Source organism: Sphingobacterium sp. CZ-UAM, from assembly GCF_002000245.1.
Taxonomy (GTDB): domain Bacteria; phylum Bacteroidota; class Bacteroidia; order Sphingobacteriales; family Sphingobacteriaceae; genus Sphingobacterium.
On sequence record NZ_MTCM01000007.1, the window covers coordinates 221797 to 246013 of the forward strand.

26 protein-coding genes are annotated in these 24217 nt (G+C 43.7%); 13 read left to right on the forward strand and 13 right to left on the reverse strand.

Features of this window, described 5'->3' with window-relative positions; genetic code table 11:
• Positions 1-197 precede the first annotated feature (197 nt).
• The 7 genes from BWD42_RS21510 (at position 198) to BWD42_RS21540 (ending at position 11835) form a co-directional block, all read left to right on the forward strand.
• Positions 198-737, forward strand: coding sequence for an RNA polymerase sigma-70 factor (locus BWD42_RS21510; protein WP_175992120.1), 540 nt, complete (start codon positions 198-200; stop codon positions 735-737).
• Positions 738-821: 84 nt separating this feature from the next.
• Positions 822-2015 carry a FecR family protein gene (locus BWD42_RS21515; protein ID WP_077438466.1) on the forward strand — a complete coding sequence of 398 codons (1194 nt, stop codon included), beginning with the start codon at positions 822-824 and terminating at the stop codon, positions 2013-2015.
• A gap of 147 nt (positions 2016-2162) precedes the next feature.
• On the forward strand, positions 2163-5657 hold the full coding sequence (locus BWD42_RS21520) for a TonB-dependent receptor (RefSeq protein WP_077438467.1): 3495 nt from the start codon (positions 2163-2165) through the stop codon (positions 5655-5657).
• A gap of 10 nt (positions 5658-5667) precedes the next feature.
• A complete protein-coding gene (locus BWD42_RS21525; RefSeq protein ID WP_077438468.1) occupies positions 5668-7428 on the forward strand; it encodes a RagB/SusD family nutrient uptake outer membrane protein in 1761 nt (586 codons plus the stop codon).
• Between the two features lie 339 nt (positions 7429-7767).
• Positions 7768-8799 (forward strand): LacI family DNA-binding transcriptional regulator, encoded by a 1032-nt coding sequence (locus BWD42_RS21530; RefSeq protein ID WP_077438469.1) that lies wholly within the window; start codon positions 7768-7770, stop codon positions 8797-8799.
• Positions 8800-8958: 159 nt separating this feature from the next.
• Positions 8959-10416 (forward strand): hypothetical protein, encoded by a 1458-nt coding sequence (locus BWD42_RS21535; RefSeq protein WP_077438470.1) that lies wholly within the window; start codon positions 8959-8961, stop codon positions 10414-10416.
• Between the two features lie 18 nt (positions 10417-10434).
• Complete coding sequence (locus BWD42_RS21540) at positions 10435-11835, forward strand: alpha-L-fucosidase (protein ID WP_077438471.1); 1401 nt, start codon at positions 10435-10437, stop codon at positions 11833-11835.
• A 335-nt stretch (positions 11836-12170) separates the two neighbouring features.
• Here BWD42_RS21540 and BWD42_RS21545 read toward each other — a convergent pair whose 3' ends face one another.
• The 11 genes from BWD42_RS21545 to BWD42_RS25100 all read right to left on the reverse strand — a co-directional run bounded on the left by BWD42_RS21545 (position 12171) and on the right by BWD42_RS25100 (position 18900).
• Positions 12171-12617, reverse strand: coding sequence for a hypothetical protein (locus BWD42_RS21545; protein WP_077438472.1), 447 nt, complete (start codon positions 12615-12617; stop codon positions 12171-12173).
• Positions 12618-12687: 70 nt separating this feature from the next.
• Complete coding sequence (locus tag BWD42_RS21550) at positions 12688-13194, reverse strand: peptidoglycan-binding protein (protein ID WP_139351240.1); 507 nt, start codon at positions 13192-13194, stop codon at positions 12688-12690.
• An 11-nt stretch (positions 13195-13205) separates the two neighbouring features.
• Positions 13206-13592 carry a hypothetical protein gene (locus tag BWD42_RS21555; RefSeq protein ID WP_077438473.1) on the reverse strand — a complete coding sequence of 129 codons (387 nt, stop codon included), beginning with the start codon at positions 13590-13592 and terminating at the stop codon, positions 13206-13208.
• A 29-nt stretch (positions 13593-13621) separates the two neighbouring features.
• On the reverse strand, positions 13622-14167 hold the full coding sequence (locus BWD42_RS21560) for a DUF6266 family protein (protein ID WP_077438474.1): 546 nt from the start codon (positions 14165-14167) through the stop codon (positions 13622-13624).
• A 148-nt stretch (positions 14168-14315) separates the two neighbouring features.
• Positions 14316-14960: a DUF6266 family protein gene (locus tag BWD42_RS21565; protein WP_077438475.1), complete on the reverse strand. Its 645-nt coding sequence runs from the start codon at positions 14958-14960 to the stop codon at positions 14316-14318.
• Between the two features lie 564 nt (positions 14961-15524).
• On the reverse strand, positions 15525-15830 hold the full coding sequence (locus tag BWD42_RS21570; RefSeq protein WP_077438476.1) for a MerR family transcriptional regulator: 306 nt from the start codon (positions 15828-15830) through the stop codon (positions 15525-15527).
• Between the two features lie 32 nt (positions 15831-15862).
• Positions 15863-16612, reverse strand: coding sequence for a LytR/AlgR family response regulator transcription factor (locus BWD42_RS21575; RefSeq protein WP_077438477.1), 750 nt, complete (start codon positions 16610-16612; stop codon positions 15863-15865).
• 22 nt (positions 16613-16634) lie between these two features.
• Complete coding sequence (locus tag BWD42_RS21580; RefSeq protein ID WP_077438478.1) at positions 16635-16937, reverse strand: hypothetical protein; 303 nt, start codon at positions 16935-16937, stop codon at positions 16635-16637.
• 22 nt (positions 16938-16959) lie between these two features.
• Positions 16960-17697, reverse strand: coding sequence for a histidine kinase (locus BWD42_RS21585; protein WP_077438479.1), 738 nt, complete (start codon positions 17695-17697; stop codon positions 16960-16962).
• Positions 17698-17747: 50 nt separating this feature from the next.
• Positions 17748-18695 carry a hypothetical protein gene (locus BWD42_RS21590; RefSeq protein WP_077438480.1) on the reverse strand — a complete coding sequence of 316 codons (948 nt, stop codon included), beginning with the start codon at positions 18693-18695 and terminating at the stop codon, positions 17748-17750.
• A gap of 76 nt (positions 18696-18771) precedes the next feature.
• Positions 18772-18900, reverse strand: coding sequence for a hypothetical protein (locus tag BWD42_RS25100; protein WP_262507849.1), 129 nt, complete (start codon positions 18898-18900; stop codon positions 18772-18774).
• A gap of 312 nt (positions 18901-19212) precedes the next feature.
• On the opposite strand from BWD42_RS25100, the gene BWD42_RS21595 reads away from it, so the two are divergent.
• On the forward strand, positions 19213-19836 hold the full coding sequence (locus tag BWD42_RS21595; RefSeq protein WP_077438481.1) for a hypothetical protein: 624 nt from the start codon (positions 19213-19215) through the stop codon (positions 19834-19836).
• A 109-nt stretch (positions 19837-19945) separates the two neighbouring features.
• On the forward strand, positions 19946-20338 hold the full coding sequence (locus tag BWD42_RS21600; RefSeq protein ID WP_077438482.1) for a hypothetical protein: 393 nt from the start codon (positions 19946-19948) through the stop codon (positions 20336-20338).
• Between the two features lie 69 nt (positions 20339-20407).
• Here the strand turns inward: BWD42_RS21600 and BWD42_RS21605 are convergent, their stop codons facing one another.
• Complete coding sequence (locus tag BWD42_RS21605) at positions 20408-21256, reverse strand: IS3 family transposase (RefSeq protein WP_077438483.1); 849 nt, start codon at positions 21254-21256, stop codon at positions 20408-20410.
• On the reverse strand, positions 21253-21786 hold the full coding sequence (locus tag BWD42_RS21610; RefSeq protein WP_077438484.1) for a helix-turn-helix domain-containing protein: 534 nt from the start codon (positions 21784-21786) through the stop codon (positions 21253-21255). The genes BWD42_RS21605 and BWD42_RS21610 overlap by 4 nt, the downstream gene beginning before the upstream one ends.
• A 603-nt stretch (positions 21787-22389) precedes the next feature.
• On the opposite strand from BWD42_RS21610, the gene BWD42_RS21615 reads away from it, so the two are divergent.
• The 4 genes from BWD42_RS21615 (at position 22390) to BWD42_RS25105 (ending at position 24201) form a co-directional block, all read left to right on the forward strand.
• On the forward strand, positions 22390-23007 hold the full coding sequence (locus BWD42_RS21615) for a hypothetical protein (protein ID WP_077438485.1): 618 nt from the start codon (positions 22390-22392) through the stop codon (positions 23005-23007).
• Between the two features lie 267 nt (positions 23008-23274).
• Positions 23275-23682 (forward strand): hypothetical protein, encoded by a 408-nt coding sequence (locus BWD42_RS21620; protein WP_077438486.1) that lies wholly within the window; start codon positions 23275-23277, stop codon positions 23680-23682.
• A 35-nt stretch (positions 23683-23717) separates the two neighbouring features.
• Positions 23718-23927: a hypothetical protein gene (locus BWD42_RS24555; RefSeq protein WP_139351241.1), complete on the forward strand. Its 210-nt coding sequence runs from the start codon at positions 23718-23720 to the stop codon at positions 23925-23927.
• 145 nt (positions 23928-24072) lie between these two features.
• The gene (locus BWD42_RS25105; RefSeq protein ID WP_262507850.1) at positions 24073-24201 is read left to right on the forward strand and encodes a hypothetical protein; all 129 of its coding nucleotides are present in this window, start codon (positions 24073-24075) and stop codon (positions 24199-24201) included.
• The last annotated feature ends 16 nt before the right edge of the window (positions 24202-24217 follow it).

A 24217-nucleotide genomic window follows, 5' to 3' on the forward strand; every position in this document is an offset into this window, starting at 1 on the left:
AATTTATATCCGCAGGAAAAGAATAACAATTCGTTATCTGATCCCTCAATAGACCGAAAATCTTCGGGGGTTTGCCTCTCCGATGTAGTTCACCTTATCCCCGATTCAAAAGTTAGCATATTTTCCTATATTTATGCCATGCTCCAAGAGCTCCTGTTATGTCAATTGCTTAATACATATTAAATCACTTGGAAAATTTGCAGACATCTCTACCTTATGATATAGAATCGCTTTTTCAACGGTATTACAAACAGCTCTGTCTGTTTGCCAACAATATACTGCATGACGAAGCATTGGCTGAAGATATTGTCCAGAGCTTTTTCGCCGGTCTCTGTGAAGGGCGGAATGCCTTGCCCGAAGATGAAAGTGCACGCAAGGGCTATCTTTTTATTGCCGTCCGAAATAACTGCCTCAAACAGATCCGAAGTGAAAAAGTAAAAAGCAAGTACTTCGATCAGCTCGATAAGGACATGATCGAAGAACAGACGATCATGGATGCCATGATGCAGGCTGAAGTGATCAACCAATTGATGGAAGCGATCAATGAATTGCCACAGGGCTGTAAGCAGGTGCTGCACATGGCCATTTTTGAAAAGCTCTCCAACGATGAAATTGCCACTAACCTGACCATCTCCATTAATACCGTCAAAAGTCAGAAAAAAAGAGCGATACAACTTCTACGCACGCGTCTGGATAGCCGGATGCTCGCGTTACTGTTATTTTTACTACCTGACTAACAGCATTTTACACTTTTTCCAATTTTTCCTTCCATCCTTTTACATCTCTTGTGGCTCCTTTAATTAAACAACCGATTGAAGAACATGAAGGATCAGCAATTTATACTAGTAGATTACTTAGTAAAGCACTTTAGCGGGACACTGAGTCAGACCGATATACAGTCCCTTCAAAAGATTTTTAAAGATGATCCTAGCTTGCGCGATCAATGGGAGAAATATACCAGCCAGGGTCTCAAATCCAGCGATGCCCAGTTTTGGAGTAGCCTGGACCTCGATCGGGCAAGAACAAACATCCTAAATTATCCAACTGCCAAACCCATAATCCAAGCTACCGGCAATGCCCGCATCCGAAACCTTAAAATCCTTGTGGGCCTAGCCGCCAGCCTGCTCGTCATTATCGGCGCCGCACTGTTCCTGAATACGGTACATCGGGATAAGCAGATTGTCGCCGACCAAGTGTATAATTATAAAAATGACGTTTTGCCGGGTGGACAGAAAGCCACACTCACACTTTCTAATGGTAAAACCGTGGAACTAAGCCAGCAACAGGCGACACTGAACGAACAGCATGGCGAACAGCTCCAGATTAGCAATGGACAATTGCAGTATAAGACAAACAGCTCCCAGGCAGAACTGGCGAACTTAAAAAATACCCTAACTGTGCCCGCGGCAGGATTCTACCGGATGGTACTACCCGATGGCACCAGGGTCTGGGTCAATTCAGCTTCGGAGCTGAGCTATCCATTGGCCTTCGGCAAATCAATCCGAAAGGTTGAACTGCGCGGTGAGGCCTATTTTGAAGTTGCCCATGAAAAAAACAGACCGTTTATTGTCAGTACCGCCCATGGGGATATAAAAGTCCTGGGCACAGCTTTCAACCTACGGGCATACAGCAATGCTTCCTCCAATGTCACCCTGATCAATGGCAGCATCCAGCTGACCAATACCAATAAAACAACAAAACAGGTCATTCCGGGGCAAAAAGTTGAATTCAATGGCAGCGATATGCGTGTCAGTCAAGCAAATGTTGAAAAGGAAATCGCATGGCAGCAGGGCTACTTTTATTTCGAGCACGACAAGATTCAGAACATTATGGATCAACTGGCAAGATGGTATGCTATTGATGTCATTTACCAGGGCCCGATCAGCAAGAAAACCTTTGGGGGAAGCATCAGCCGGGATGTCAGTCTGGCCGAGGCCCTAGAGCTGATAAAACGTGGTGCCGGAGTGGAATTCGTTATTGACCGAAAGACCGTCACCGTAAAAAATAAGCATTAACAAAACAAGCAACTATTAAAGGAGGACCTATCTATGCTATAGAGATTTACTTAACCAAACTTAGCGGTACCGCGTCAGGCTACACTAACCAACGGCACCTAAGTACCTGAATTAAAACCAAAAAAAACCAACCCTATTGCTGAATATATGAATTACTTTATCAAATGTAAAGATTACGTGTTCGGGAGTCGAATGACCGAACCCAGCTTTACACCCCTTATTTCAAAAAAAGTCAAAGCCACTTTGTTTCTAGGATTACTATTTACCTATGGCGTATACGGTAAATCAGAAGCCCAGCAGGTCACCATGCATGTCAACAAAGGTGACCTGAAATCCATCTTTCAGGAAATCAAGAAACAGACCGGCTACCATTTCTTTTATGACGAAAGTCTCTTTAACGGGCTAAGGACTGTCAGCGTCGATGCCAACAACCAAAAGCTGGAAACTGTGCTTAAAGAACTTTCGGACGAACTGCCGGTGGCGTTTGAGATCCACAAAAAACATGTTGTCGTCCTCCCCAGTGCTCCAAAAAATACCGCTCCGATACAACAACAATATACCATTAAAGGCAGATTGACTGCCGCCAAAGATGGAACCCCCATTGAAAACGCAACGATAAGTTTAAATGGAACTACGATCAGAACATCCTCGGATAGCAAGGGCAACTTCTCACTTAAATCTGCGACTGCGGAAGGTAGCCTGACAATTTCCCACCTTTCTTTTAAGCCGCAGACCGTAAAATTCAGCAGTGCTACTGCCAGCAATTTAACGATAGCACTGGAAGAAAACGACAGTGCACTGGAAGAAGCCGTTGTCGTGGGTTATGGTACACAAAAGCGTGTGAATCTGACCGGCGCTGTGGGTAACGTCAGTGGCGATGTGCTGAAGAACAGGCCTATTAATAATGTTGCGCAAGGCCTGCAGGGCGCTATCCCCAATTTGACCATAACACCATCCAGTGGCAATCCGGCCGCTAATCCGGGCATTAATGTCCGTGGAACCACCTCCATCAATGGTGGCGGTCCACTCGTGCTCGTGGATGGTGTGGAGATGAATATGAACCTGGTCAATCCCAATGACATTGCCAATATCACGGTACTTAAAGATGCCTCATCGGCCGCAATATATGGGGTACGGGGTGCTTTTGGTGTTATCTTGATTACAACAAAAAATGCTTCAAACGTCGATAAGACGACAGTATCTTACAATAATAATTTTGGATTTTCACAGCCCAGTGTTTTCCCCGAGATCGTTAAGACAAATTATGAACATGCCGAGTACATCAACCAAGCGATGGCAAATGCCGGCCTGGCCCCCATGTATGATGAAGGTACAGTGGCTGGTATGAAAGCATGGACAGCGGATCCAGTCAATAATCCTTTGTATGAAGTCGTTGGCGGTAGCTACCGTTTCTATGGCTACAATGATTGGCAAAAGATGCTGATGAAAGACTTTGCTTTTTCGCAACGGCATAATATTTCCCTCGCGGGCGGAACCGAAAAAACAAAATTCTTCAGCTCTGTAGGCTACAACAATCAAACCGGACTGCTCAAGATCAAAAGTGATGAATTCAAAAGATTGAATACGCGTCTGAGTGTCGAAAACCAGACAACCGACTGGTTGAAATTAGGACTTCGTGCGCTCTACAACCATACGGACAATGATGAGCCATTCAATTACGGGAATTCAATCTGGCACCAGTTTGTCTTTACCAGCCCCGTACGTCCTTACCAGTGGAATGGTGACCCGGCTTATCCACAATACGACAAATTCAATGGTATGTATTTCGATGATCAAAATCCTATTCCACTGCTGGAAAAGGGAGGAAGAAGCCGTTCCATGAATGAAGATATCTGGACTTCTTTCAATGCGGATCTCAAGTTTATGCCGGGCTGGACAGGACATATCGATTTCAATTACAATCTCAATCTGGATAAAAACACCGACCAGCGCAAAAAAGTGGAAATGGTCCGCTCAAATTTTGTGCTGACGGAGGGAAATTCAACGAATAACTCCTATAGCGTCCAAAACAACCGCAGGGATTACTATTCCTTCAACGCCTATACCCAATACGAGAAAACATTGGGCAAACATTATATCAAAGGAATGGTCGGTTACAACCAGGAATTGACCAAATATAGCTCAAACAAAGGGACGCGCCTGGGGATCTTAAACCAGGAGCAACCCACCTTGACCCTGGGCTCCGGCGAACATCGTGTGGAGGAGACCGGCTATGAATGGGCTTTACGCGGTGGCTTTTTCAGGTTAAATTACATCTATGCCGACAAGTACCTGCTTGAGGTCAACGGGCGATATGACGGGACCTCCCGTTTTCCGAAGGACAACAGATTTGTATTCCTGCCCTCGGTATCAGCAGGATGGCGGATCTCTGAGGAGAACTTTATGGACTGGTCGCGCAGTGTCCTCAACAATTTCAAAGTGCGGGGTTCGTATGGCGAGCTGGGAAATCAGCTCCTGACCGCCAGCAGTTGGTCAGGTAACACCCGATATTATCCATTTGTACCCTTTATGTCAGCTGGCATTTCAAACAACTATATCTTTGGCAGTCAGACCCAGGTGATTGTCAATCCGCCGACGCTGGTTTCCAATAATCTGACCTGGGAGAAAGTAGCGACATTCAACCTCGGAGCCGATCTTGCATTTTTCAGGAACAGATTGGATGCTTCCTTCGACTGGTACCGGCGTACCACTTCCGACATGCTCACCAGTGTCGTCTATCCGGAGCTATTGGGGGCTACCTCTCCGGTAGAAAATAGGGCTGAACTGCGTACCAAGGGCTGGGAACTGGCCGTTAACTGGAAAGATAAAGTAAATGAAAAACTCTCCTATTCCGTTGGTTTCAACCTCGGGGATTCCCAGGCAGAGATTAGCAAATTTGACAATCCTACCCGTTCATTGACAAACTATTATGTAGGTCAAAAAATAGGCGAAGTATGGGGTTACACCACCGAAGGATTTTTTGTGGATGCCGACGATGTGGCCAATCATTCAGACCAATCCCGTCTGGGCAGCAACTGGGCTGCAGGTGATATCAAATATATGGAACGCGATAATGTGCAGAAAAATGGACGGAACGAGATTTCCCCGGGCGACAATACCGTTGATAATCCGGGCGACCGTTCGATCATTGGAAATACGACACCGCGTTATACCTATGGATTTAATGGTGGTATCAATTATGCAAATTTTTCCTTAGATCTTTTTGTTCAAGGTGTAGGCAAGCGCGATTTTTGGCCTACGGGACAAGCGTTCTGGCCCGTCGCTACACAGTATTTTGCGACGCAGCAATGGTGGCTGGAGGATACCTGGTCACCAGGCAATACCTATGCCTATTTCCCACGGGCAGTGGCACGCAGTACAAAAAACCAGCAGCAACAGACCAAATACCTGCAGGATGCATCGTACCTGCGGCTGAAAAATGTGACCTTAGGCTATTCTTTTCAGCCTAACATCTTACGTAAATTGAAACTATCCAATGCACAAGTATTCTTGAGTGGTGAAAATCTATTTTTCTTTTCACCGATCAAAGGTAGCTATGATCCTGAAGCCGCAGCAGGCAATGGAGCAATGATCTACCCTTTCTCCAGAACCTATTCATTTGGTATCACTTTAACCTATTAAATCCACAGCAATGAAAAAATATTCTATTCCCATTCTTTTCTCTCTGGCGATCGCTTTCCAATCGTGCAATAATGGCTTTTTAGACCGTTTGCCTACGACAGATTTAAATGATGGCCTTTATTGGAATTCCGAAGATGACCTGAAAGCTTATGCAAATGGAATCTATAATATGGCAGGAGATAACGGCAGCTATATGTTTTTCCTGGGCTTTACGAATACTGCCTTTGGCAGTGCCACCCACGCTGTGGTACCAGTGGAGGCCCAAACGGACAATCATGGTTCGCGGGCGTCCGAACACGAAGCTTTTATCCGTCGGGCAGCAGGGCAGCAACCCGTGCCGAATGATGCCGGTCAGGGCGGATGGCTGTGGTCCTTCTTGCGTGTCTGCAATGTGATGCTGGCCAATTATCAGAAAGTACCCGTTGCAGAGTCCATTAAAAATCAATATGCCGGCGAAGCCCTATTCTTCAGGGCTTGGTTCTATCTGGATAAAGTACAAAACTATGGGGATGTACCTTATGTATCCACACCCCTCAATACAGATTCACCGCAGCTATTCGACAAGCGGATGCCGCGCAAGCAAGTGATGGATTCTGTGCTCCGTGATATCAATCTCGCCATCGAATACTTACCGACGAGCTGGACAAATGGTGCCGGCCGTGTCACCAAGTATACCGCATTGGCTTTAAAATCCAGATTGGCACTTTACGAGGGAACCTATCGGAAATACCATGGACTGGGCGATGCCGAAGGTTACCTACGCGAGTCACTCGATGCATCGGAGAAACTCATGGCCAGCAATGTGTACAAAATCTATACAACCGGGAAGCCAAAATCAGATTACCGCTCGCTCTTTATCAATACCGACCTGGCGAGTAATCCTGAGATTATCATGGCACGAAATTATGTCAAAGGTATCTTGACCCACAATATGAGCGGTTATGTGCAGACACAAAATGCCGGTCCTACACGTGATTTTATCGATGACTTTCTCTGCATTGAATCCGACGGAACAGCCAAACCCATCGGCCTCAGTAGCTCGTACGACGACTCCAGCATCGAAAATGTATTTAACAACCGTGATGCACGGCTTGCCCAGATCGTCCTAGACCCAAGGGAAGAGCAAGCGATATTCCGGTCGAATGCGGGCTATCCGAGATTACAAGGCATGGGCGGAGATATCAGTGCCACAGGGTATCATCTGATCAAGTATTTTGATTATGACCAACGGCAGCTGGCGACCAATTCCGATACCGATGCACCTATTTTTCGCTACGCCGAAATCCTATTGAACTATGCTGAAGCCAAGGCCGAGCTGGGGGCATTATTGCAGTCCGACCTGGACCGTTCGATCAACCTGCTGCGGGATCGGGCCGGTGTTCCCAGATTACAGTTAAACCCGGCGATGGATCCGAAATATGCGGGTGAGGGCATCTCCGCTAATCTGGTAGAGATCCGTCGCGAGCGCAGGATTGAGCTCTGCTATGAGCAGACACGCTATCAAGATCTGATGCGTTGGAAAAAAGGATCCTATCTGGCCAAAAAAGTATTAGGTATGCGATTTGAGGACAGTGACCGCAGCAATCCGCGCTATGCTAAAGTATCGAGCAGCGTTAAGACCGTTGAAGTCGCCGGAAAGAAGTATATTGATGTCTATGCCGGTTCGGATTTTGTGAACCGCGTATTTGACGAAGATAAGCACTATCTAATGCCACTTCCGATCAATGTATTATCCAAAAACCCGGCATTGGGACAGAACCCGAAATGGTAAATCAACAAAAGTAGCATTGCATTGATTACCGGCCTGAGCGTGGGCAGAGATACCGTTACCATCCGGTCCGGTAAACTGAGTGTCTGATATATCGTCAACGTGACGAACTAATAGCCGGCAGTCGGTCAAAAAAATGGTAGAGGTGACCATCGCGTTCATATAGCGTGTTTAGTGAGACTATCAGGCGAGATCGCCTGGTAGTCTCAATTTAAAGCCAAAGCATATTGGAGAAAGAACTTTCATTTGGCAACCAATAGTAAATTGAAGGTATCAAAACGATTAAGAATGACCGCCTAAAGTTTTTCAATTCGGACTAATCAAATAAAGCAATTCCAAAACATGAAAAGAATAACGATAAAAGATATTGCCAAGGCTTTAGGGTACTCCATAGGTACCGTATCCAAAGCGCTCTCAGATAGTCACGAAATCAGCCCTGTAACGAAGGTTGAGATTCAAAAATTTGCTAATGAACAGGGCTATCAATCCAATCAATATGCTAAACTATTGCGTAAGGGGCGAACAAATATTATTGGTATGATTGTTCCTTCAATTGGCAATCCATTTTTCTCGCAGATTCTCGAAGGTATTGAAAGAGAGATGTCAGAAACGACTTACAACCTCATTATTATGCAGAGCGTAGACGACCCCCAGCTTGAATTGAAACATTTAGAAATGTTATCTAAAAAGGGGGCGGATGCTGTCGTCATTGCAGCTACAGGAAATAACACCTCGTTAAGATATCTCCAGCGGTTAAAAGATGAGGGCATCCCTATTGTCCTTATTGACCGGACCAATTACGATATAAATACGTATAAAATTGGAATAGATAATTTTAAAGTGGTCTACCAGGGTATTTCTCAGTTGATCAATCGGGGCAAAAGAAAAATTCTATTTATTTCCAATCTATCGCCAGGAACATCAACGGAGCGCCGGCGCGGCTATATTCAATGTCTGCGAGATTTTGACATCGCTTTTAATTCGAATTATCTACTATCAATAGGAACTAATAGAAGAAGAAATGATGTGCTGGATGAATTAAAAAAACACCTCACGCAGCTCGTTAATTCAAATATCCCGCCCGAAGCAATTTTTACCGCCTCGGATCAGCTTACCTATTTAACGTTAGAGGCTTTACATGCCATCGGAATAGCCGTACCGGATCGCATGGCCCTGATTGGTTTTGCCAATTTCCAATACAGCAATATTTTTCAGCCGTCATTGTCAAGCATTGTACAGCCTTCGCGTGAAATCGGATCTCAGGCTTTCACTATTCTCCATAAAATTTTGGAAAATTCGGATAATGCGATTGCGCCCCCCTATCAAAACATTGAATTACAAGCTTCTATTCTGACACGCAAGTCCTCTGAATAAAGCACGGCAATTAAAACGTTTTCGTAAGTTACGCAAACGTTTGACTTAAACGTAAATCACTGTAAATCAAAATATATTTTCTACTATAGATCTGTGTTTTGGTTGACCCTAACTAACCAATACTCAATTAACAGTTATAGATTATTTATTGTAAAAATTATGAGAAAACAAACAAAAAAATGGATGCAGATCATTCAGGGAATTGCATTGTCTGCCACTGTACTGTCACTTTTTTTCGCCTGTTCAAAACCATTGCCTGAGCAGAATCCTACAGAAATCCGACGGTCAAAGGCCTCCTCCAACGGCAGCATAGACACATCGCTAAGCAACCTTAAATTTGTCAGCAATCCGGTCAATCTCAATATCATTATGTTTGTGCCCACAGACAATCCAGCCTTACCGGGCTACCGTCCGAGGCTATCGCAGCTGTTTGTCCATTTCCAGGACTGGCTACATAATGAAATGGGACGCTATGGCTACAGCAACTACCTGGGTCTGGCAAAAGATTCCTCGGGCCTGGTGAATATTATTGAAATTCCGGCCGCGGGAGCCCAGGCAGACTACCCCTACAGTTCAGCCATATCAGCCGGTAAAATTATAAATGAAATTAATACATACAGAGCTGCCCATCCAGGGGAGTTTTCATCCAACAATCATTACTTAGTACTGTTACCTGCAAGGACAGACGGCGATAACAGCCAGCCCTTCTATGGCTATGGCAAATACTGCTTTGCCGTGGATAATTCGTCCATGTCTGTCAACGGAATTCCAAATCCAAGCTCCAACTACCTTGGCGGCATGTTGCATGAGTTGGGCCATGGGTTAAACCTGCCCCATAACCGGGCGAAATATGTCAGCGAAGAACCTACATTGGGTACATCTTTGATGGGAAGTGGCAATGTGAGCTTTAGCAAGGGACAGCCTACTTTCCTTACGGGCTCCGATGCGGCAATCCTCAGCAGAAATGAAGTTTTTCAATCGGCCGTGGCTACAGCCAGTCCTTACCAGGCACCGAGTTATTCTATCCAACCTCAATTTACCATTGACAACAGCCAGCAAAAAATCTTTATCAGCGGAAATTATACATCCAATTTACCGGTGAGCGAGATATTGGTCTATATGGATCCGAACGTGAACAACGAAGGTACCGGAGCCAACAAAGATTACAACGCAGTCACCTGGAAATTTGCGCCAGTTTCCTCCGGTAGCATCCAAGGAACCATCGATCTCAATGAACTCTATTACAAGGGCAATACACCTTACGAGCTCAAGGTCAAATTATTATTGCAAAATGGATACACGACCTCCAATGTATACGACTTCAAATATGTCAACGATCTTATGACGACCAATCAAGATTCGGTATATACCTATTCCAATGCCTCCTATGCCGGTGTCAAAGGCAGCTTTGGTAAAGGGCAGTATACCACATCGGACTTATTGGCAAAAGGTGTGACCGACAATAGCATCTCTTCCATTAAAGTGGGCGCAAATGTTAAAGTCACCTTATACAATGGAAATAATTTTACCGGCGACAGCCTCGTCGTGACCTCTTCGTCTTCCTATCTCTCGACGTTCAACGATAAAGTATCCTCCATGAAAATACAAAACCGTTAGCGAGGGCCAAAAGCTACGATGAATACATTCATTTTTAAATACATAAGAACAATCCTGCTGCTGCTATTTGCTGCGGCGGGATTGAACCTTTCCGGCCAGCCAGCCCCCTGGTTTACCGAGGGCAAATTTGGGCTCTTTCTGCATTGGGGGCTCTATTCGCAGACTGCAGGCGACTGGAACGGACATCCCACCAAGGGCGGCGAACATTTTATGCTCTATGAGCGGATCCCGGTCCGGACCTATGCGAAGATCGCCGACCAGTTTAACCCAACCGCCTTTGACGCCGACCGCTGGGTGCAGATGGCCCATGATGCCGGCATGAAATATATTGTGATCACCGCCAAGCATCACGATGGCTTTTCGATGTACAATTCGGCCGTCAGTGATTATAATATCGTTAGGAGAACCCCCTGGGCTCAAGATCCGATGCTTGCCCTCGCGGCAGCCTGCAAGAAATACGGGTTAAAGCTCTGCTTCTATTATTCCCTGGGCCGCGATTGGGCAGACCCTGATGTACCGACCAATTGGCCCACAAAAGCCGGGCGCAGCAATACCTGGGACTATCCCGACGAAGATGCCAAAGACCTGAACAAATATGTCGAAAACAAGGTCAAACCGCAGCTTCGTGAACTACTGACACAGTATGGTCCCATCGGTATTATCTGGTTTGATACACCCGAGCTGATTACCAAAAAACAGAGCCAGGAGATCCGTGATCTGATCCACGCCATCCAACCCGACTGCATTATCAACAGCCGTATCGGCAATGGTCTCGGCGATTATGCCGTCGTCGAGCAAACGCTGGTCTCCGCAGCACGCAAAAACTGGGAAGCCTGTATTACCATGAGTGAAAACTGGGGCTACAATAGGCATGATACAAAATGGAAAAGCCCCGAACTGCTGGTGCGCAACCTGATCGAAGTGGTCAGCAAGGGCGGTAATCTGCTGCTCAATGTCGGCCCCAAGGGCGACGGCAGCTGGCCAGTAGAGAGTCAGGAAAACCTACGCGCCATAGGCGCCTGGATGAAGGTCAACGGCGAGGCACTATATGGCAGCAGCGTCTGGAGCGGGAATAAAGAAATTGTTACTGCGCAAACGGCAAACAAAGAATCCGACAAGGAAAAAGCCGGCATGAAGGACGCCGTCAATGATGCAACCCCGAAAGAAATTGTAGCAGACTATCGTTTCACCCAGAAAGGGAACGTTGTCTACCTCTTTGTACGGAGCCCGTCCACAGCGAGGATCGACATTCCCGAGCTTGCCAAAAACAAACTTGCAATCAGTTCGATCAGCTTACTCGGTAGCACATCGAAGGTCAAATGGACACAGGGCAAAGATGCCTTAGCACTGACCTTACCGACAGCCAAAGATTCGGGAATACCGATTTATGTATTTAAAATCCAGTCAAAGCATAACTAATAAAAATCCCCGACAATTGAACTTGTCGGGGATTTCTCCTTAAATGATATGTTGCAGCAAATTTATTACGTCAATCACAATTGAGTATCACAGATTTTAATTGATTAAAGCTACTGCCGACAAACCTGCATTCAAATAAAAAATAGAGCAGGCCAAAAAGTTAGACGACCAGACGGTCATTGAGCTATTGAAAGAATTTGAGCAATAGTATGCAATAGGAACTTTTTCATCAGGAATTCATTTCTAATGGTTGAACAGAAGCTACAACAAATTTGCTTTTCGATAATTAAAATGAATATCATTTTACCTGATGTCCTTGTATAATATAAAAAGGATTACAGCATTTTATGACGAAAGCGCCAAATGAGGTATATCACAGCCAAACCCGTACTAACTACAATTAGTAAAGTGTCAAACGAAAAAGCCTTCCTATCCTGCGTTACCGCCGAGTCCAAGGAATCTTTTTCCATGGCTTTCTTTTGACGGGTCTCTAATTTCTCCTCCGCAAGTGTATTGCGGAACTGTTGTACGTACAGTTGTCCTCCATCTGCCCTTAGCCCGCTATCCGGACGAAATGACAACAGGCTATCTGTCCAAAAATACCAGTAAGTGGATAGGCTGTCCATCTGCTTTTGATGGAAAAGCAGACGCTGTCCTTCATACTGCCTATATGAATTTTGTGATCTTTGTTCACGCTGATATTTTTTGCTGTAGATACCGCATTCCCACAGTAGCCAAACAGCGATTAAACAGGCAGTCTGATATAATTTTATCATTTTCATGCGCATATAATTTGATAGTATAATTTCAGGCACAAACCATACGTTGTGCCTGAAATATTAGTTTTAAAAATCAATCCACCCAGTTAGCCATGGCGTAGACCGTCGACAGGGCTCGCCGGCGCGACTCCACCCGATCGTTACTATTTCCTTCTACCGTAATCAGCATCCCGGGAGCAAATGATTTTATCAGCCCCACATGATGGATCCGTCCTAGCTTCGCGCTATAGATCGCAAACAGATCAGCTGTTTTGACTGCTCCCAGCGCTATTTCACGCGACTTGTATAACCGCCGCTTTGGAAAAAGTGCCGGCGACCAGGCCGTTCTGGGCGATGGTAGTCCCGCTTGTCCATAACACCAGCTGACAAATGCCGCGCACCAGGGATAGCCCTTCCCCAGTCCGACATAGGCAAGATATTCCTTCACCCGTGGCCCACTGTTTTCTCTCCCTTCCTCCCTCACCCCTAGTTCGGCTGTAGCTAGCTGGATAATGCTATTGCGCACTTCCTTTTTTGATGGCAGATCTATGCCGTCGACTTGTCGGTCTGACCTACGGAATTCGCCGACTCTCGGTTCCATGAACTTACTGCTTAAAACAGCATCTTTAACAGCTGTAGAAAAGCAAAGAGAAAAAGAAAGAAGACCGAGAAGTATAGAATAGATTGTTGCCATGAGTTCAATTGATTAAAATGATAATAAATGTCCTGTCTATAATATTTGAAGGGTCTCCAGAGATATTCCTGTAACCAGGCGCAGCTGAAGATAAATACCACACCCGCCATCAGACCAAAATACAATAGCGATAAAGTGCCCAAGTCCAATATTCCGGCAGTGGGATCCAAAAATTGCAAGGTGCTACCCACAAATAAGAATATGACCAGTAATAGTATACTTATTAGACCAAGTATATATTTGCGATCTATTTCGATTTTTTGATTCGGACCAAACCAGCCCGCTTCGATTGCTAAAGTTTTCATGAGAATAAAATTTAAAGTTTGTACCGATATTAAACTACTCCTACGTATTGGCTCCGTGAATAACAGATGCCATCCCTGTCACATACGAGAATATACAAATGCAGCTGCTGTACTTGCATCAGGTAATCAGGCAGGGACAAAGAGATGAGTTTTTTGGAGCGATTCACAGTCCGATGGCTACGGACCGCTACCCTACCCTCCACGTGATAGGCGACCAGCTGGATCTCATCATCGTGATTCATCTTGGTCAATGTGCCACCGTCAAAACTGACGGATACATTGCTGCCCATCCTTTGCGTTTTGCGAATGTTTATTTCTTTTACGTGCCCATCTGATAGCAAGATTAAGGCGGGATCAATAAACAAATTGGGAAAGTCCCCCTTTACCGCATACCTGATTGTATGGGCTAGTGCCAGATTGCGCGGGATCAGGCGTTTTCCTTTCCCCTGTTTGGCGCGGTGTGCAAAGCCCTCCTGTATAATTTTTCCCAGCGGCGATAGGAACTCATTTGCCAGGCAAAACTTGCGCTGCATAATGAGACGTCCGACCGAAGTTTTTTGTGTTATATGTTTCATCTAATTTTTGATTTTGATGATGAAAGAGAGCCAGACTCATCGCCCCGCAGAATTCCTAAGAGCACCGGAGCCGGTTCCTTCATCTTTAAATTACCATGGATTAAAGGATAGGAATGGGCACAAATGAATGCGCCCATTACCAATCCGCCTACGCTAGCATGATTTCTCCCAGATAACTGCTCCGGCTCACCTTGGTTTTCGTCCGGTCAGACATAAAATACCAGATATGCACCGATTCGCCCAGGAGGTGCTCGGGCACTCCAAAGGTGACCGTTCCCATTTGACGGGTCGGAACGGTCGCCGAGGTCAGAAACTCATCCAACACCGGATGATAACAGATAATGTAGACCAGATCATCATCCTTGGTATCGTAAACCTCATTATTCTCCGGGGACCAGGTGACAGTAATCTCGTCTCCAGCAAAGTTGAAGCCCACTGTTCCACCGCCATAGTATAAGCCATCCGCTATTCGGATTTTGCTATAATCCAAAGAGAAGTTGGGATAGGTTCCCTGAATAGCCAGCTCCTGGTTAAACTGCAATGCGTAATTGATAGGTGTCAAACGATTTGTTTTTTTCTGACCGAATCCGATCTTTAAGAAATTGTTGATCGGCAGCAAGAATCGCATCATGACTTTAAATCGTTCCTGCACGATCAGTTGAGCTTCAGTATAAGGTTTATTACTCTTTTTGTAGAGCCCTTTGATGTAGTTGATACTTTTCCAACTGGAGCCTATCACCGCGCCGGTTTTACCTCGAAAACCGCCGTTTATTCCATTAATTATTGTTCCCATTTTTAAAAAATTTAAATGTTTAAAAAATAAATCGTCAAGATTTTATACCGGTATTTTCGACTTGACAACACAAACATAAAACACTTAAATTCAATAATATACACCCACAACACGATTGTCCGACACCTGTCCGGTGCTTACCTACAGATTGTCCGACAGCAGACTAAGAAGCCCGGTCGATTCAACAAAAATTTGAGCGGGCCAGCCAGTAAAAATCGAGTTATCCGGAGTGGAACTAACAAGCGTAGTGCGACGCGCCCGTCTGATGGAAAGTGGTCAGAGGGCGATAAATATAGCTGCAAAAAAAGCGATGACTAAACTGCTTATGTGGTATAAAACAGTGGATCTTCTCCGCTCAAACACCCAGCTGAAATGCAGCTTTAGACTACATTTTTCCTACTACTAGCCTACATTTGATCTATTGCAGTAGGTGAAATGTAGGCCAACAGTAGGTTGATTGTAAAACAGAGGCCGTAGAATACCAATCGCTTTGGCGAACATCATAGGGAGTTGCTGCGAAGCGCAGCCATACAGCTATGCCGCTGATGCAGCAACTCCCTAGCTTCAAGGACTCAGATAGCGTTTGAGCCGCTGGATGTCATCGAGCCTAAAATATTTCCTGCCACTTTTGTCTCTGCGGTACACTTCGATCAGACCCAGATTTTGGTAACGTAAGAGTGTGCGGTCCGATACCCCCACCGTATCTTTCACAAATTCCGTATCCCTTATTTCTACTTCAGCATTCTCCTTGGGAATTGCATCCTGCAATGTCTTTTTGAGCTGCTGCACTTCCATAAACAACAGGTGCAGTGCCTGGAGCAGGTTACTGTCTGTTGTGCGGTTTTTATTGGTTATTTGGTACTTTCTCATTTCATATATTGGTTTATAATCATTACATGGTTTTAATCGCCTAACACATTGGAGTTAATGAATGTAAAGAAATCGCTGTAGATTTTTTTATCGCCGGTGGGCAGCTTTTTATTATCCACCGTCATGCGCACCGCTCCTTTTTCATAGCTATAGAAAAAATTGATATTGATCACAAAACTCTGATGGATCTGCTTAAACCATTTGATCGGCAGCACCTCCATCACCTGCCGCATGCTATTGTTGCATTTCAGGGGTTCGCGATCCACCATATGGATTGTAATAGTACCATTTGCACTCTCCACATAGATGATATTTTTAATCCAGACCAAATTCCGCACATAACGATAGCCCATCCGGACCGTAAAATACTGAAAATAGTATTCGAGTGAATCGCTTGTCGATACCGGCAAGAGCCGGGCCAACTCCGTATCCAGCCGGCGCAGCGCAGCACAGAGGCGACTCATGGATACCTCCTTGAGCAGCACGTCCACTACACCGATATCATAACCGGGATCCTCGTATTGCTCGTGGGCGGTGTACAGGATGGTCTTCAGGTTTGTATTGGGCAATGTCTTCAAAAAATCAAATCCGTTGGTATAGCCCAACTCCACATCCAGGATCATAAAATCCACCTGGTTGACCCGCAAGAAAAGTTTCGCTTCCTTTGGATCATTAAACGTTTTGATGATTTTCACATAGGCGATTTCGTCCATTAATTGCATCAAGTAGTCTATGCTACCCTGCTGATCGTCAATGATCACTCCGGTCCATATTCTTTTCATAGTTGTTTAGTTTATCTGGTTTTTAATCGTTTATAAATTGCACGTTTATGTGTAGCTGATAATAGTCCCCACCATTATCTTCAAGCATTGAAAAATTATCTCCATAGACATACTGCATCCTCCTACGCAAATTGCGCATCCCGATCCCATGGCTCACACCTGCCGCATTGCCTTCCCGTTTTCTATTGCTCACCACTATGGTATATCCCTTATTCATCACCTCGATTATGATACGCGCTGGCTCAGCAGGATCCGCTATCTCCGCATGTTTAAATACGTTTCCGACAAGGGTCTGCAAGGTAGTGGGCGGAATGGTAAACCGCATCAGATTACCAGTCAGCTCGACGTCAATGTAAAAAAGGAATTTTCTCGACAGCGCGCTGAATGGCCAGATACCGTTGCAATGCATTCACCTCGTCCAGGAGTAGGATGCTTTTTACCCCTTCCACCTGATGCGCATCCATATAAAACTTCATCAGCTTGTACGTTTCATTGACCTGCTGTGCCAGTTCACTGTCCACATATTGCAATTTGTCCCGCCAATTGATAAAGATATTGCCCATCATATGCGGGGTCACCTGTGCCGAGAGGGTTGCATATTCATAAGATTCCATTTTGACCTCAGCTTCCAGCTGTTTATGGACAGCCTCCAGCTTCGCGTCCAGTTCAGCGAGTTTGCCCTTATAATGATAATAAAGTAAAGCCAGGATGGTAAAATTGCCATGGATCACCAATAGCGACTGGATATACTGCCCCCAATGAAACTTATAGTTTTGAACCACATAAGCTCCATTGATGATTTTGATAGCAAACTGGCCGTATAGCACATAGTAGATCAGCATTCCCGACAGGATATAAAATCCCATGAGCAATATTACCGTTAATGCGATACGTCTTTTTTTATAAAAACAATGGAGAATTCCATAAACGCAGTAGAAGACAATAGCAAAATACGGAACAGTGAGCATAGATGCCTTTACAGACATTTTGTCATTTCCCAAATAATTGACACAGTAGAAATAAAACGCATAAAATAGCCAAAAGAAAATGTGGCTACGCCATTTAGAATATATAGATTTAAGCATAAAATTAATTAATTTAACAATTGGTATCCTAAAGATAATTAGACACGTATTTATACGCAAATAAGCTGGTTTAATCTATCGAAAACTTTACACGAAACTGAATAGCTCAAATAGGCATATTTATCCAGCAGAAGATGACGTCCATTATGCTTAAATGGGATTAGACGAGATTTGCCAGTCCACTTATCCTTTTCGGAGTCTGGTTTCATGGTCCGATGCAGGTATAGCCAGGGTTCCCAGGCCTGCGGATCCTGTAATACGACATCCTCAAAGTCCAGATAAATCTGTCTGAGGTAGTACCCGGCAAAGTCCCGGCTGTACATATACCAGTTCGTATCACAAAAATCCAGGCAGCGGATCGCCACCGCTCCATTGTCAACACTAGGATCGGCGATCAGCACGCTTATTTTTGCGTTGAGCAGTGAAGCCATCTTGATAATCCCCTGCTGTACCGAGATGGTTCCATTCAGAAAAGGGATCTTAAGCAATTTACGCTGTTCGTCTACTACGGCAGATACACCACCATCCAGATAGCAGAGCACATGAAATCCCAGCCCCATCTGACGACGGATCTTGAAAAACAAATGTGGATCCTCGGCTTCCAGAAATAGGAGCTTACTACCCCAATCCTCGCCCACGATCTCCAAATAATATTGCTCTTGCTGGGCAATCACTTCTCTAGAGACCGGAATACAAAGCTTATAACCTCGCTCGATCAGAAAAGCAGGTATGGCCCGATACTGTCCGAAGTGAAAGGTCAGGATAAAACCGGGTTCAGCGATGGGCAAGAGTCCCATCCTATTACCTTGAAATCGAAAGTTATCCCCGATAGCATTCGCCTGCTTAACAGCATAATTGCAGACTTGTAGGTAAAGCTGCTCCTGAGTATTGAAGCTCTTGATCCCCAAGAGGTGCTGCACAGTGGCAGCAAAAAATACAAATTCCATCCAATCCTTTTCAGCATAGGTCTGCATGGCATCTTTGTAAGTCAATTCCATAAAAAATATATTAGGGTTAATCTATGGAAAGTATTGCACCATATGGCTATGGCACAATACTTTCGTTGTTAATGGGTTATAGTGGAACTGCGATGTTGCATTTCCGTCCTTCCTCCACATCATCGCTGCCCAGCATGAGCTCATTGTAGCTCAGTGGTAGTAGATTGTAGAGACCATACTGTGCTAATATTACTGTTATTTCCACGGTACTCTCGTTCTAAAAAAATAAACCTTAGGCTGTTCTCGCAACAGCATTACGGCTTCAGGCACTGAAGACTGCGGATCGATCGAGAGTAAAAATTCAATTAATATCTGAAGGGCCAAAGGACAGTACCTTCATCTAAGGGTTGCTTTCCATAGGTTGGTTTTTGCTTTGGATTTAGATACGAAAATTGGGTTTTGCAGGAAGCAAAGCACATTTTAGGGGTAGTTTCGTTATTGGTTTTTAAAGATTGTAACTTCGTCAACAAACCTATTTCATTGATAAAAAACAAGATAAACCTCACAAAGCATTATTATGTCAAATAAGCATAGCCCCAAGGCAGGACTAAAACTGTTATTTGATTTCTGGGGAAAATACCATACACTGGATCAGTTCCATTTTCAATGGGCGACGGATAATCTCAAGGCAATGACTGTCAAACGGGGCGACATCCTCAATAGCTCCGCACGCACTGGCGAGATGAGCTATTTTGTGGCTACGGGCTTATTGGCACGCATCGAAGAAGATCCAGATACGGGCAAACGGAAAATCCTGAGCCTTGCCATTCCCACGATGGCACTCATGACCACCCATCATCTCTATAGCCATAGCCTACATCCGGGCCAGATCGTCGCGCTACGCTCAGGGGTTGTTATTGCTATTCCCCATGCCGTACTACGTCAATTTCAACAGCATGAAAAATCCATCGATACATTGATTGATGTATTGAGCAATAAAAAGAAGAGACAGCTTGCGCTCCTGCGACAGGCAACACTAGGTTACTCCCCTATTGAGCGTTATATCAACTTTTCAAAACTGCTTCCTGAGATCAAAGCGGTCACGACCCAGATCGAACAGGCTAATCTGCTCGGCATCTCACGCCATGCGGTCCAAGAAGCGCAATATTTTCTTATAACAGGGAAATTTCACTCAAAATAGCACCCATCGTGCAGGCAAAAAGCGGCCTTAGTCTATAACCAACTTTGTACTAGCGCCAGCGAAGAGTGCTGGTGTTGATAAACATTTTATAAACTAAATTTTAAAGCCTATGGCAACAAAAAGAAACAGCTGGCTACGCGCCGGCACATTAGCAGTATTAGGATTGGGACTCGCTTATGGTGCCCAAAGTTTCACCGAAAAGGAACAGGCTACATCCGTAAAGAAAGCGATTGATTTAGAATGGAAATTTGAAGGTTCTTCCAACCACCCTTCGCAAAGTTTGGATGCCGACAACTATTCTCCAGCTGGCTCAGCCACTTGTGGAGGCACACCGCAGACGATCTGTAAGATCTCTGCACCCGAAGATGCTTCCAATCCTGGTCATCCGGACATGAATGCCACAGTATCACCCGGCGTAACTGTTGCCGATCAGATTTCAAGCGCGTTGTCCTCTCCGACACCTACTACAAATCAGACTGTCACAGATCTTCGTTCATTTTAGGTTTATTGCTGTCGAAAGCTAGAAAAGAGGGGCACTTCAACTAGAGTGCCCCCAAAAGTTTAGACAAATTTAGTTATTAGATTTGTTATTATAATGAGCTCGATATTCCATCGGGCTCATTCCGTTTAAATTGAGTTTTATCCTTTTGTTGTTATAATAATCGATATAGTCTCTGATATCTTTTTTAAGTTGATCACTTGATTCATATTTTTTTTGGTAATAGAGCTCTGATTTTAGAATCCCGAAAAAGTTCTCGATTATAGCATTGTCCAGGCAATTTCCTTTTCGGGACATGCTCTGTATAATCCCTTTTTGTTTTAGTTTTTTTTGGTATTGTACCATTTGGTACTGCCATCCCTGGTCGGAATGTAGAATGAGTCCACAGGAGTCCGTATCAAGTTTTCCTATGGCCTTATCAAGCATGTCCATTATCCCTGGAAAGTTTGGTCGATCACTTAAGTTATAACTAATGATCTCCTGATTGAACAGATCGATGATCGGTGAAAGATATAATTTTTTATCCTTTACCCTGAATTCGGTAACATCGGTAGACCATTTTTGAAAGGGTTTGGCAGCTTTGAAATTTCTCTCAAGGACGTTTTGTGCTATCTTTCCGGGCTCACCTCTATAGGAACGGTATTTTTTCACCCTGACCGAACTTTTCAGACCGAGATCCCCCATCAGTCTATAGACAGTCTTGTGGTTTATTTTATACCCATCCTTACGAATACTCAGTGTGATCCGACGATACCCATATCTGCCCTTATGAACACTATAGGTACTCTTGATCGCCTCTTTGAGCTGGGTATATTTGTCCTGTCGGCCACCATCCCTGAGATAATAATAAAAGGTACTCCTTGCCATTTTCATGCAGCTCAGAAGAATCTCTAAGCTAAACCTTGGCCTTAGTTCCATCATGGCTTGTGCTTGCTGTCTTTTTGAACTAAGGCATGTAACTTTTTTAGCAGAGCATTTTCCGCTCGTAAGTACTCCAGCTCCTGCTCAAGTTGTTCTTCCTTAGTCAGGGGAACTTTAGAAGCGGGCTTCTTTCTTTTGTTGGGTGATTTGTCGTTCTTTTCCATCGGTGACCGGCCTTTAACCTGGGGCTTTAACCCCTCAAAACCATGTGCTTCAACCTGCTTCCGCCAATTAACGATAATAGAAGGACTCGGAAGATTGAAGCGCAGCATGGCCTCCATCAAAGATAGAGATTCTTCTTGGATTGTTTGGAGAACCGAGATTTTAAAGGACTGCGGATAGACTGCATTACCTCCGCGGGGCTTGAGGCCTTCAATGCCAAACGACTCGAATTGCTTGTACCAACGCCGGACCATATCATAGGATAGAGAATGTTCTTTAGCGATGCTTCTTGCTGAACAATAACCATCAGCGATCCGATCGACAAGACTAAGTTTGAATTCCAAACTATGTTTTTTGTTTTTTCTCATAAAAATGCCCCCAGAAAGTGTCTAACTTTTTGGGGGCATTGCATCTCATCAGACCCTTTCTCTAAGCGTTTATTTGTACAGTAATTTTTTATGTTTCCTATCGTTTCCTCTTTTTTGTTTCCTCATCCAATGTTTTTAAAGACAATTGGATTTTCACTGTACGACGCCAATTTTTATGTCGGCCCTTTCTTTCGAAAGGAAGCTAGTAGCCGTTTTGTATAGTAAGAACAATAGTCGATTTGAAATAGTTTTATCATTTCTGTTTTTTTTTATAAATTGAATTGACTTATTAAAATGGACAAAAACTTATATCATCCCAAGCTTTTAGCACACTACATCCCCAAATGGGGTCAAGAATATAAAGCGCTGACTTGAAGAGAAAGTCTATATCCGGAGCTAGCTGATCACTTTTGGAGCTTGGTTCCGGGTGACCAAACGAATATATGTGCTGATGCCTCTATGGGTATTTCCTGTTTTGAAGCTGAATTTGCCCTCGAATAGCGTATGTTTTCCAGCGAGCAAGATGAGATGCCGGTTGAATCGTTAATAGTCATCGTGCAAAATCATTATAACAGGGGTAATTAAGTAAATTACTAGAAATTTATGGTAAATAGAAACGTGATTAATAAGCTTTCAGACAACGAGCTCGAAAAGTATATAAAACCATACAGTAGATCAGTAGCGGATGCTGTTCAATATGCTTACGAGATTCTTAAAGATAGGGGGCGAGATTTTACCCCTGCTGAATCAGAGCAGATCGAAGCGTTAATCAATAAGAAACGAGAAGCAGAGTTTGCAGAGGAGAATTCTTGGGATGAGGGAGCTACAACTGATGAAAACGCAATCGAACTCTATAAAAATAGCGCGATATTATTTTTTTGCCTGTTTTTTGGCGTTATTTTCGGCGCTGTGCTCCAAGCTTTAAATTTTGTAAAAATAAAAGATCTCAAAGGGGCGGTATTCTCTTTGTTATTTGCTGTAGGCTTCGCGCTGTTACAGATTTTTATTATTGATTATACAAGTGGAAATTATATGGATATCACGGATGGTAGTTTTTATATTAGGATATTTCTTTCAGGTATAGGAGCAGTTGGCTTGTCTCTTATTCGCGCGCTTATGTTTCCGAAGGATCTTAAATATAGAAGCAGGTCAACTGTGGTGCCGGTCGTGATATCATTTTTAATATTGGCTGCTATTTTTATAATATACATCAAAGGCTGATCCTGTTAAAAGCAATCATGTAAATGAAACCAATAGCTATACTTCTTATACCCATAGAAAGACGGAATTCGTAGATCTACTCATTCCTAGGTTTTTTCAGCTACAGCAATTATGTCTTGCGTATAGAAGGCAATAATATTACGATAGCAGACTACATCGACAATAAAACTAGAATGCATAAAAATTAACCTAGATTGATTTCGTTAAACTTATTTATCAACTGACATTAATGGCTCAGGGCTAGGTAGGACAAAATTGTCAATTAAGATGGAAATAAAACATATTTATTTAGCAAGCGAAATCACGGTCAAACAATTTGGTACGGATTTCCAGTTAAAATTTAGTGTCGACTTAAACACTTGTACAGCTCTTTGTATGGGATTTTTTCTTTTAAAAGAGGGCTTATCAAACAGCTTAAGTGTTCAATTTGGTAACTATTTGCTAATCTTAAAACTAGCACAAGGTAAATATTCCTCATTTGACAGCTTAAACTCTATCCAAAAGGTGTTTAAAGGTAAAATTGCTATAAATGAATTGGAGTATCTGCTATATTATCTTTTAAAGATATATCGTGATGGCTTTGCAGAAATAGAGCACATAGACATAAGTTTTGCCTCAGATAATGCGGAAGTGGTGTTGACCGTTAGTTGTGAAGATTATTCCGCAGTTTTGTAAGTTATATTATCAACTTTAATTGGACTTTCATACTATTGGCTGAAAACAAATTTTCCGACCTCTTGATTTTGTTTAACTGTATGTTATATGTTTTGGAGGATGGGTTAGGAGAAGAATATTTGATAGAATCAACAAAAGCAAACGATAACCTTTCTACAGCAGACTTTGTTTTAGCGCACAATATTGCCGTAACGGTTGAGGGCGAGTCAGCAGGCTTTGTGGTTGCGGTCTTGAAAATATTATAATACAAAATTAATTAGATGGTTTACCTATAGCTTTTTAGTAAATTAAAATTAATTCGTTATATTGTTGGGTAATTATAGACACTGACGGATTGGGCATCCGTTGGATTTGAAAAGTTTTGATGTAAACATAAACCAAATTTAAATTATGGAAAGAAAAAAACTGTTAAAAATGCTGATGATACTTGTTGTTGTGATATGCGTTATCTGTATATTATCAAATAGCGCCGATTTTGTTCAAGGAATTGAAGATGGTTTTAGTGACGCAGCAAAATAAGACTTTTTAACAATAT

Coding starts and splice junctions, on each gene's coding strand:
- BWD42_RS21515 (WP_077438466.1), top strand. CDS start 822: ATGAAGGATCAGCAATTTATACTAGTAGATTACTTAGTAAAGCACTTT.
- BWD42_RS21520 (WP_077438467.1), top strand. CDS start 2,163: ATGAATTACTTTATCAAATGTAAAGATTACGTGTTCGGGAGTCGAATG.
- BWD42_RS21525 (WP_077438468.1), top strand. CDS start 5,668: ATGAAAAAATATTCTATTCCCATTCTTTTCTCTCTGGCGATCGCTTTC.
- BWD42_RS21530 (WP_077438469.1), top strand. CDS start 7,768: ATGAAAAGAATAACGATAAAAGATATTGCCAAGGCTTTAGGGTACTCC.
- BWD42_RS21535 (WP_077438470.1), top strand. CDS start 8,959: ATGAGAAAACAAACAAAAAAATGGATGCAGATCATTCAGGGAATTGCA.
- BWD42_RS21540 (WP_077438471.1), top strand. CDS start 10,435: ATGAATACATTCATTTTTAAATACATAAGAACAATCCTGCTGCTGCTA.
- BWD42_RS21545 (WP_077438472.1), bottom strand. CDS start 12,617: ATGAAAATGATAAAATTATATCAGACTGCCTGTTTAATCGCTGTTTGG.
- BWD42_RS21550 (WP_139351240.1), bottom strand. CDS start 13,194: ATGGAACCGAGAGTCGGCGAATTCCGTAGGTCAGACCGACAAGTCGAC.
- BWD42_RS21555 (WP_077438473.1), bottom strand. CDS start 13,592: ATGAAAACTTTAGCAATCGAAGCGGGCTGGTTTGGTCCGAATCAAAAA.
- BWD42_RS21560 (WP_077438474.1), bottom strand. CDS start 14,167: ATGAAACATATAACACAAAAAACTTCGGTCGGACGTCTCATTATGCAG.
- BWD42_RS21565 (WP_077438475.1), bottom strand. CDS start 14,960: ATGGGAACAATAATTAATGGAATAAACGGCGGTTTTCGAGGTAAAACC.
- BWD42_RS21570 (WP_077438476.1), bottom strand. CDS start 15,830: ATGAGAAAGTACCAAATAACCAATAAAAACCGCACAACAGACAGTAAC.
- BWD42_RS21575 (WP_077438477.1), bottom strand. CDS start 16,612: ATGAAAAGAATATGGACCGGAGTGATCATTGACGATCAGCAGGGTAGC.
- BWD42_RS21580 (WP_077438478.1), bottom strand. CDS start 16,937: ATGCGGTTTACCATTCCGCCCACTACCTTGCAGACCCTTGTCGGAAAC.
- BWD42_RS21585 (WP_077438479.1), bottom strand. CDS start 17,697: ATGCTTAAATCTATATATTCTAAATGGCGTAGCCACATTTTCTTTTGG.
- BWD42_RS21590 (WP_077438480.1), bottom strand. CDS start 18,695: ATGGAATTGACTTACAAAGATGCCATGCAGACCTATGCTGAAAAGGAT.
- BWD42_RS21595 (WP_077438481.1), top strand. CDS start 19,213: ATGTCAAATAAGCATAGCCCCAAGGCAGGACTAAAACTGTTATTTGAT.
- BWD42_RS21600 (WP_077438482.1), top strand. CDS start 19,946: ATGGCAACAAAAAGAAACAGCTGGCTACGCGCCGGCACATTAGCAGTA.
- BWD42_RS21605 (WP_077438483.1), bottom strand. CDS start 21,256: ATGATGGAACTAAGGCCAAGGTTTAGCTTAGAGATTCTTCTGAGCTGC.
- BWD42_RS21610 (WP_077438484.1), bottom strand. CDS start 21,786: ATGAGAAAAAACAAAAAACATAGTTTGGAATTCAAACTTAGTCTTGTC.
- BWD42_RS21615 (WP_077438485.1), top strand. CDS start 22,390: ATGGTAAATAGAAACGTGATTAATAAGCTTTCAGACAACGAGCTCGAA.
- BWD42_RS21620 (WP_077438486.1), top strand. CDS start 23,275: ATGGAAATAAAACATATTTATTTAGCAAGCGAAATCACGGTCAAACAA.
- BWD42_RS25105 (WP_262507850.1), top strand. CDS start 24,073: ATGGAAAGAAAAAAACTGTTAAAAATGCTGATGATACTTGTTGTTGTG.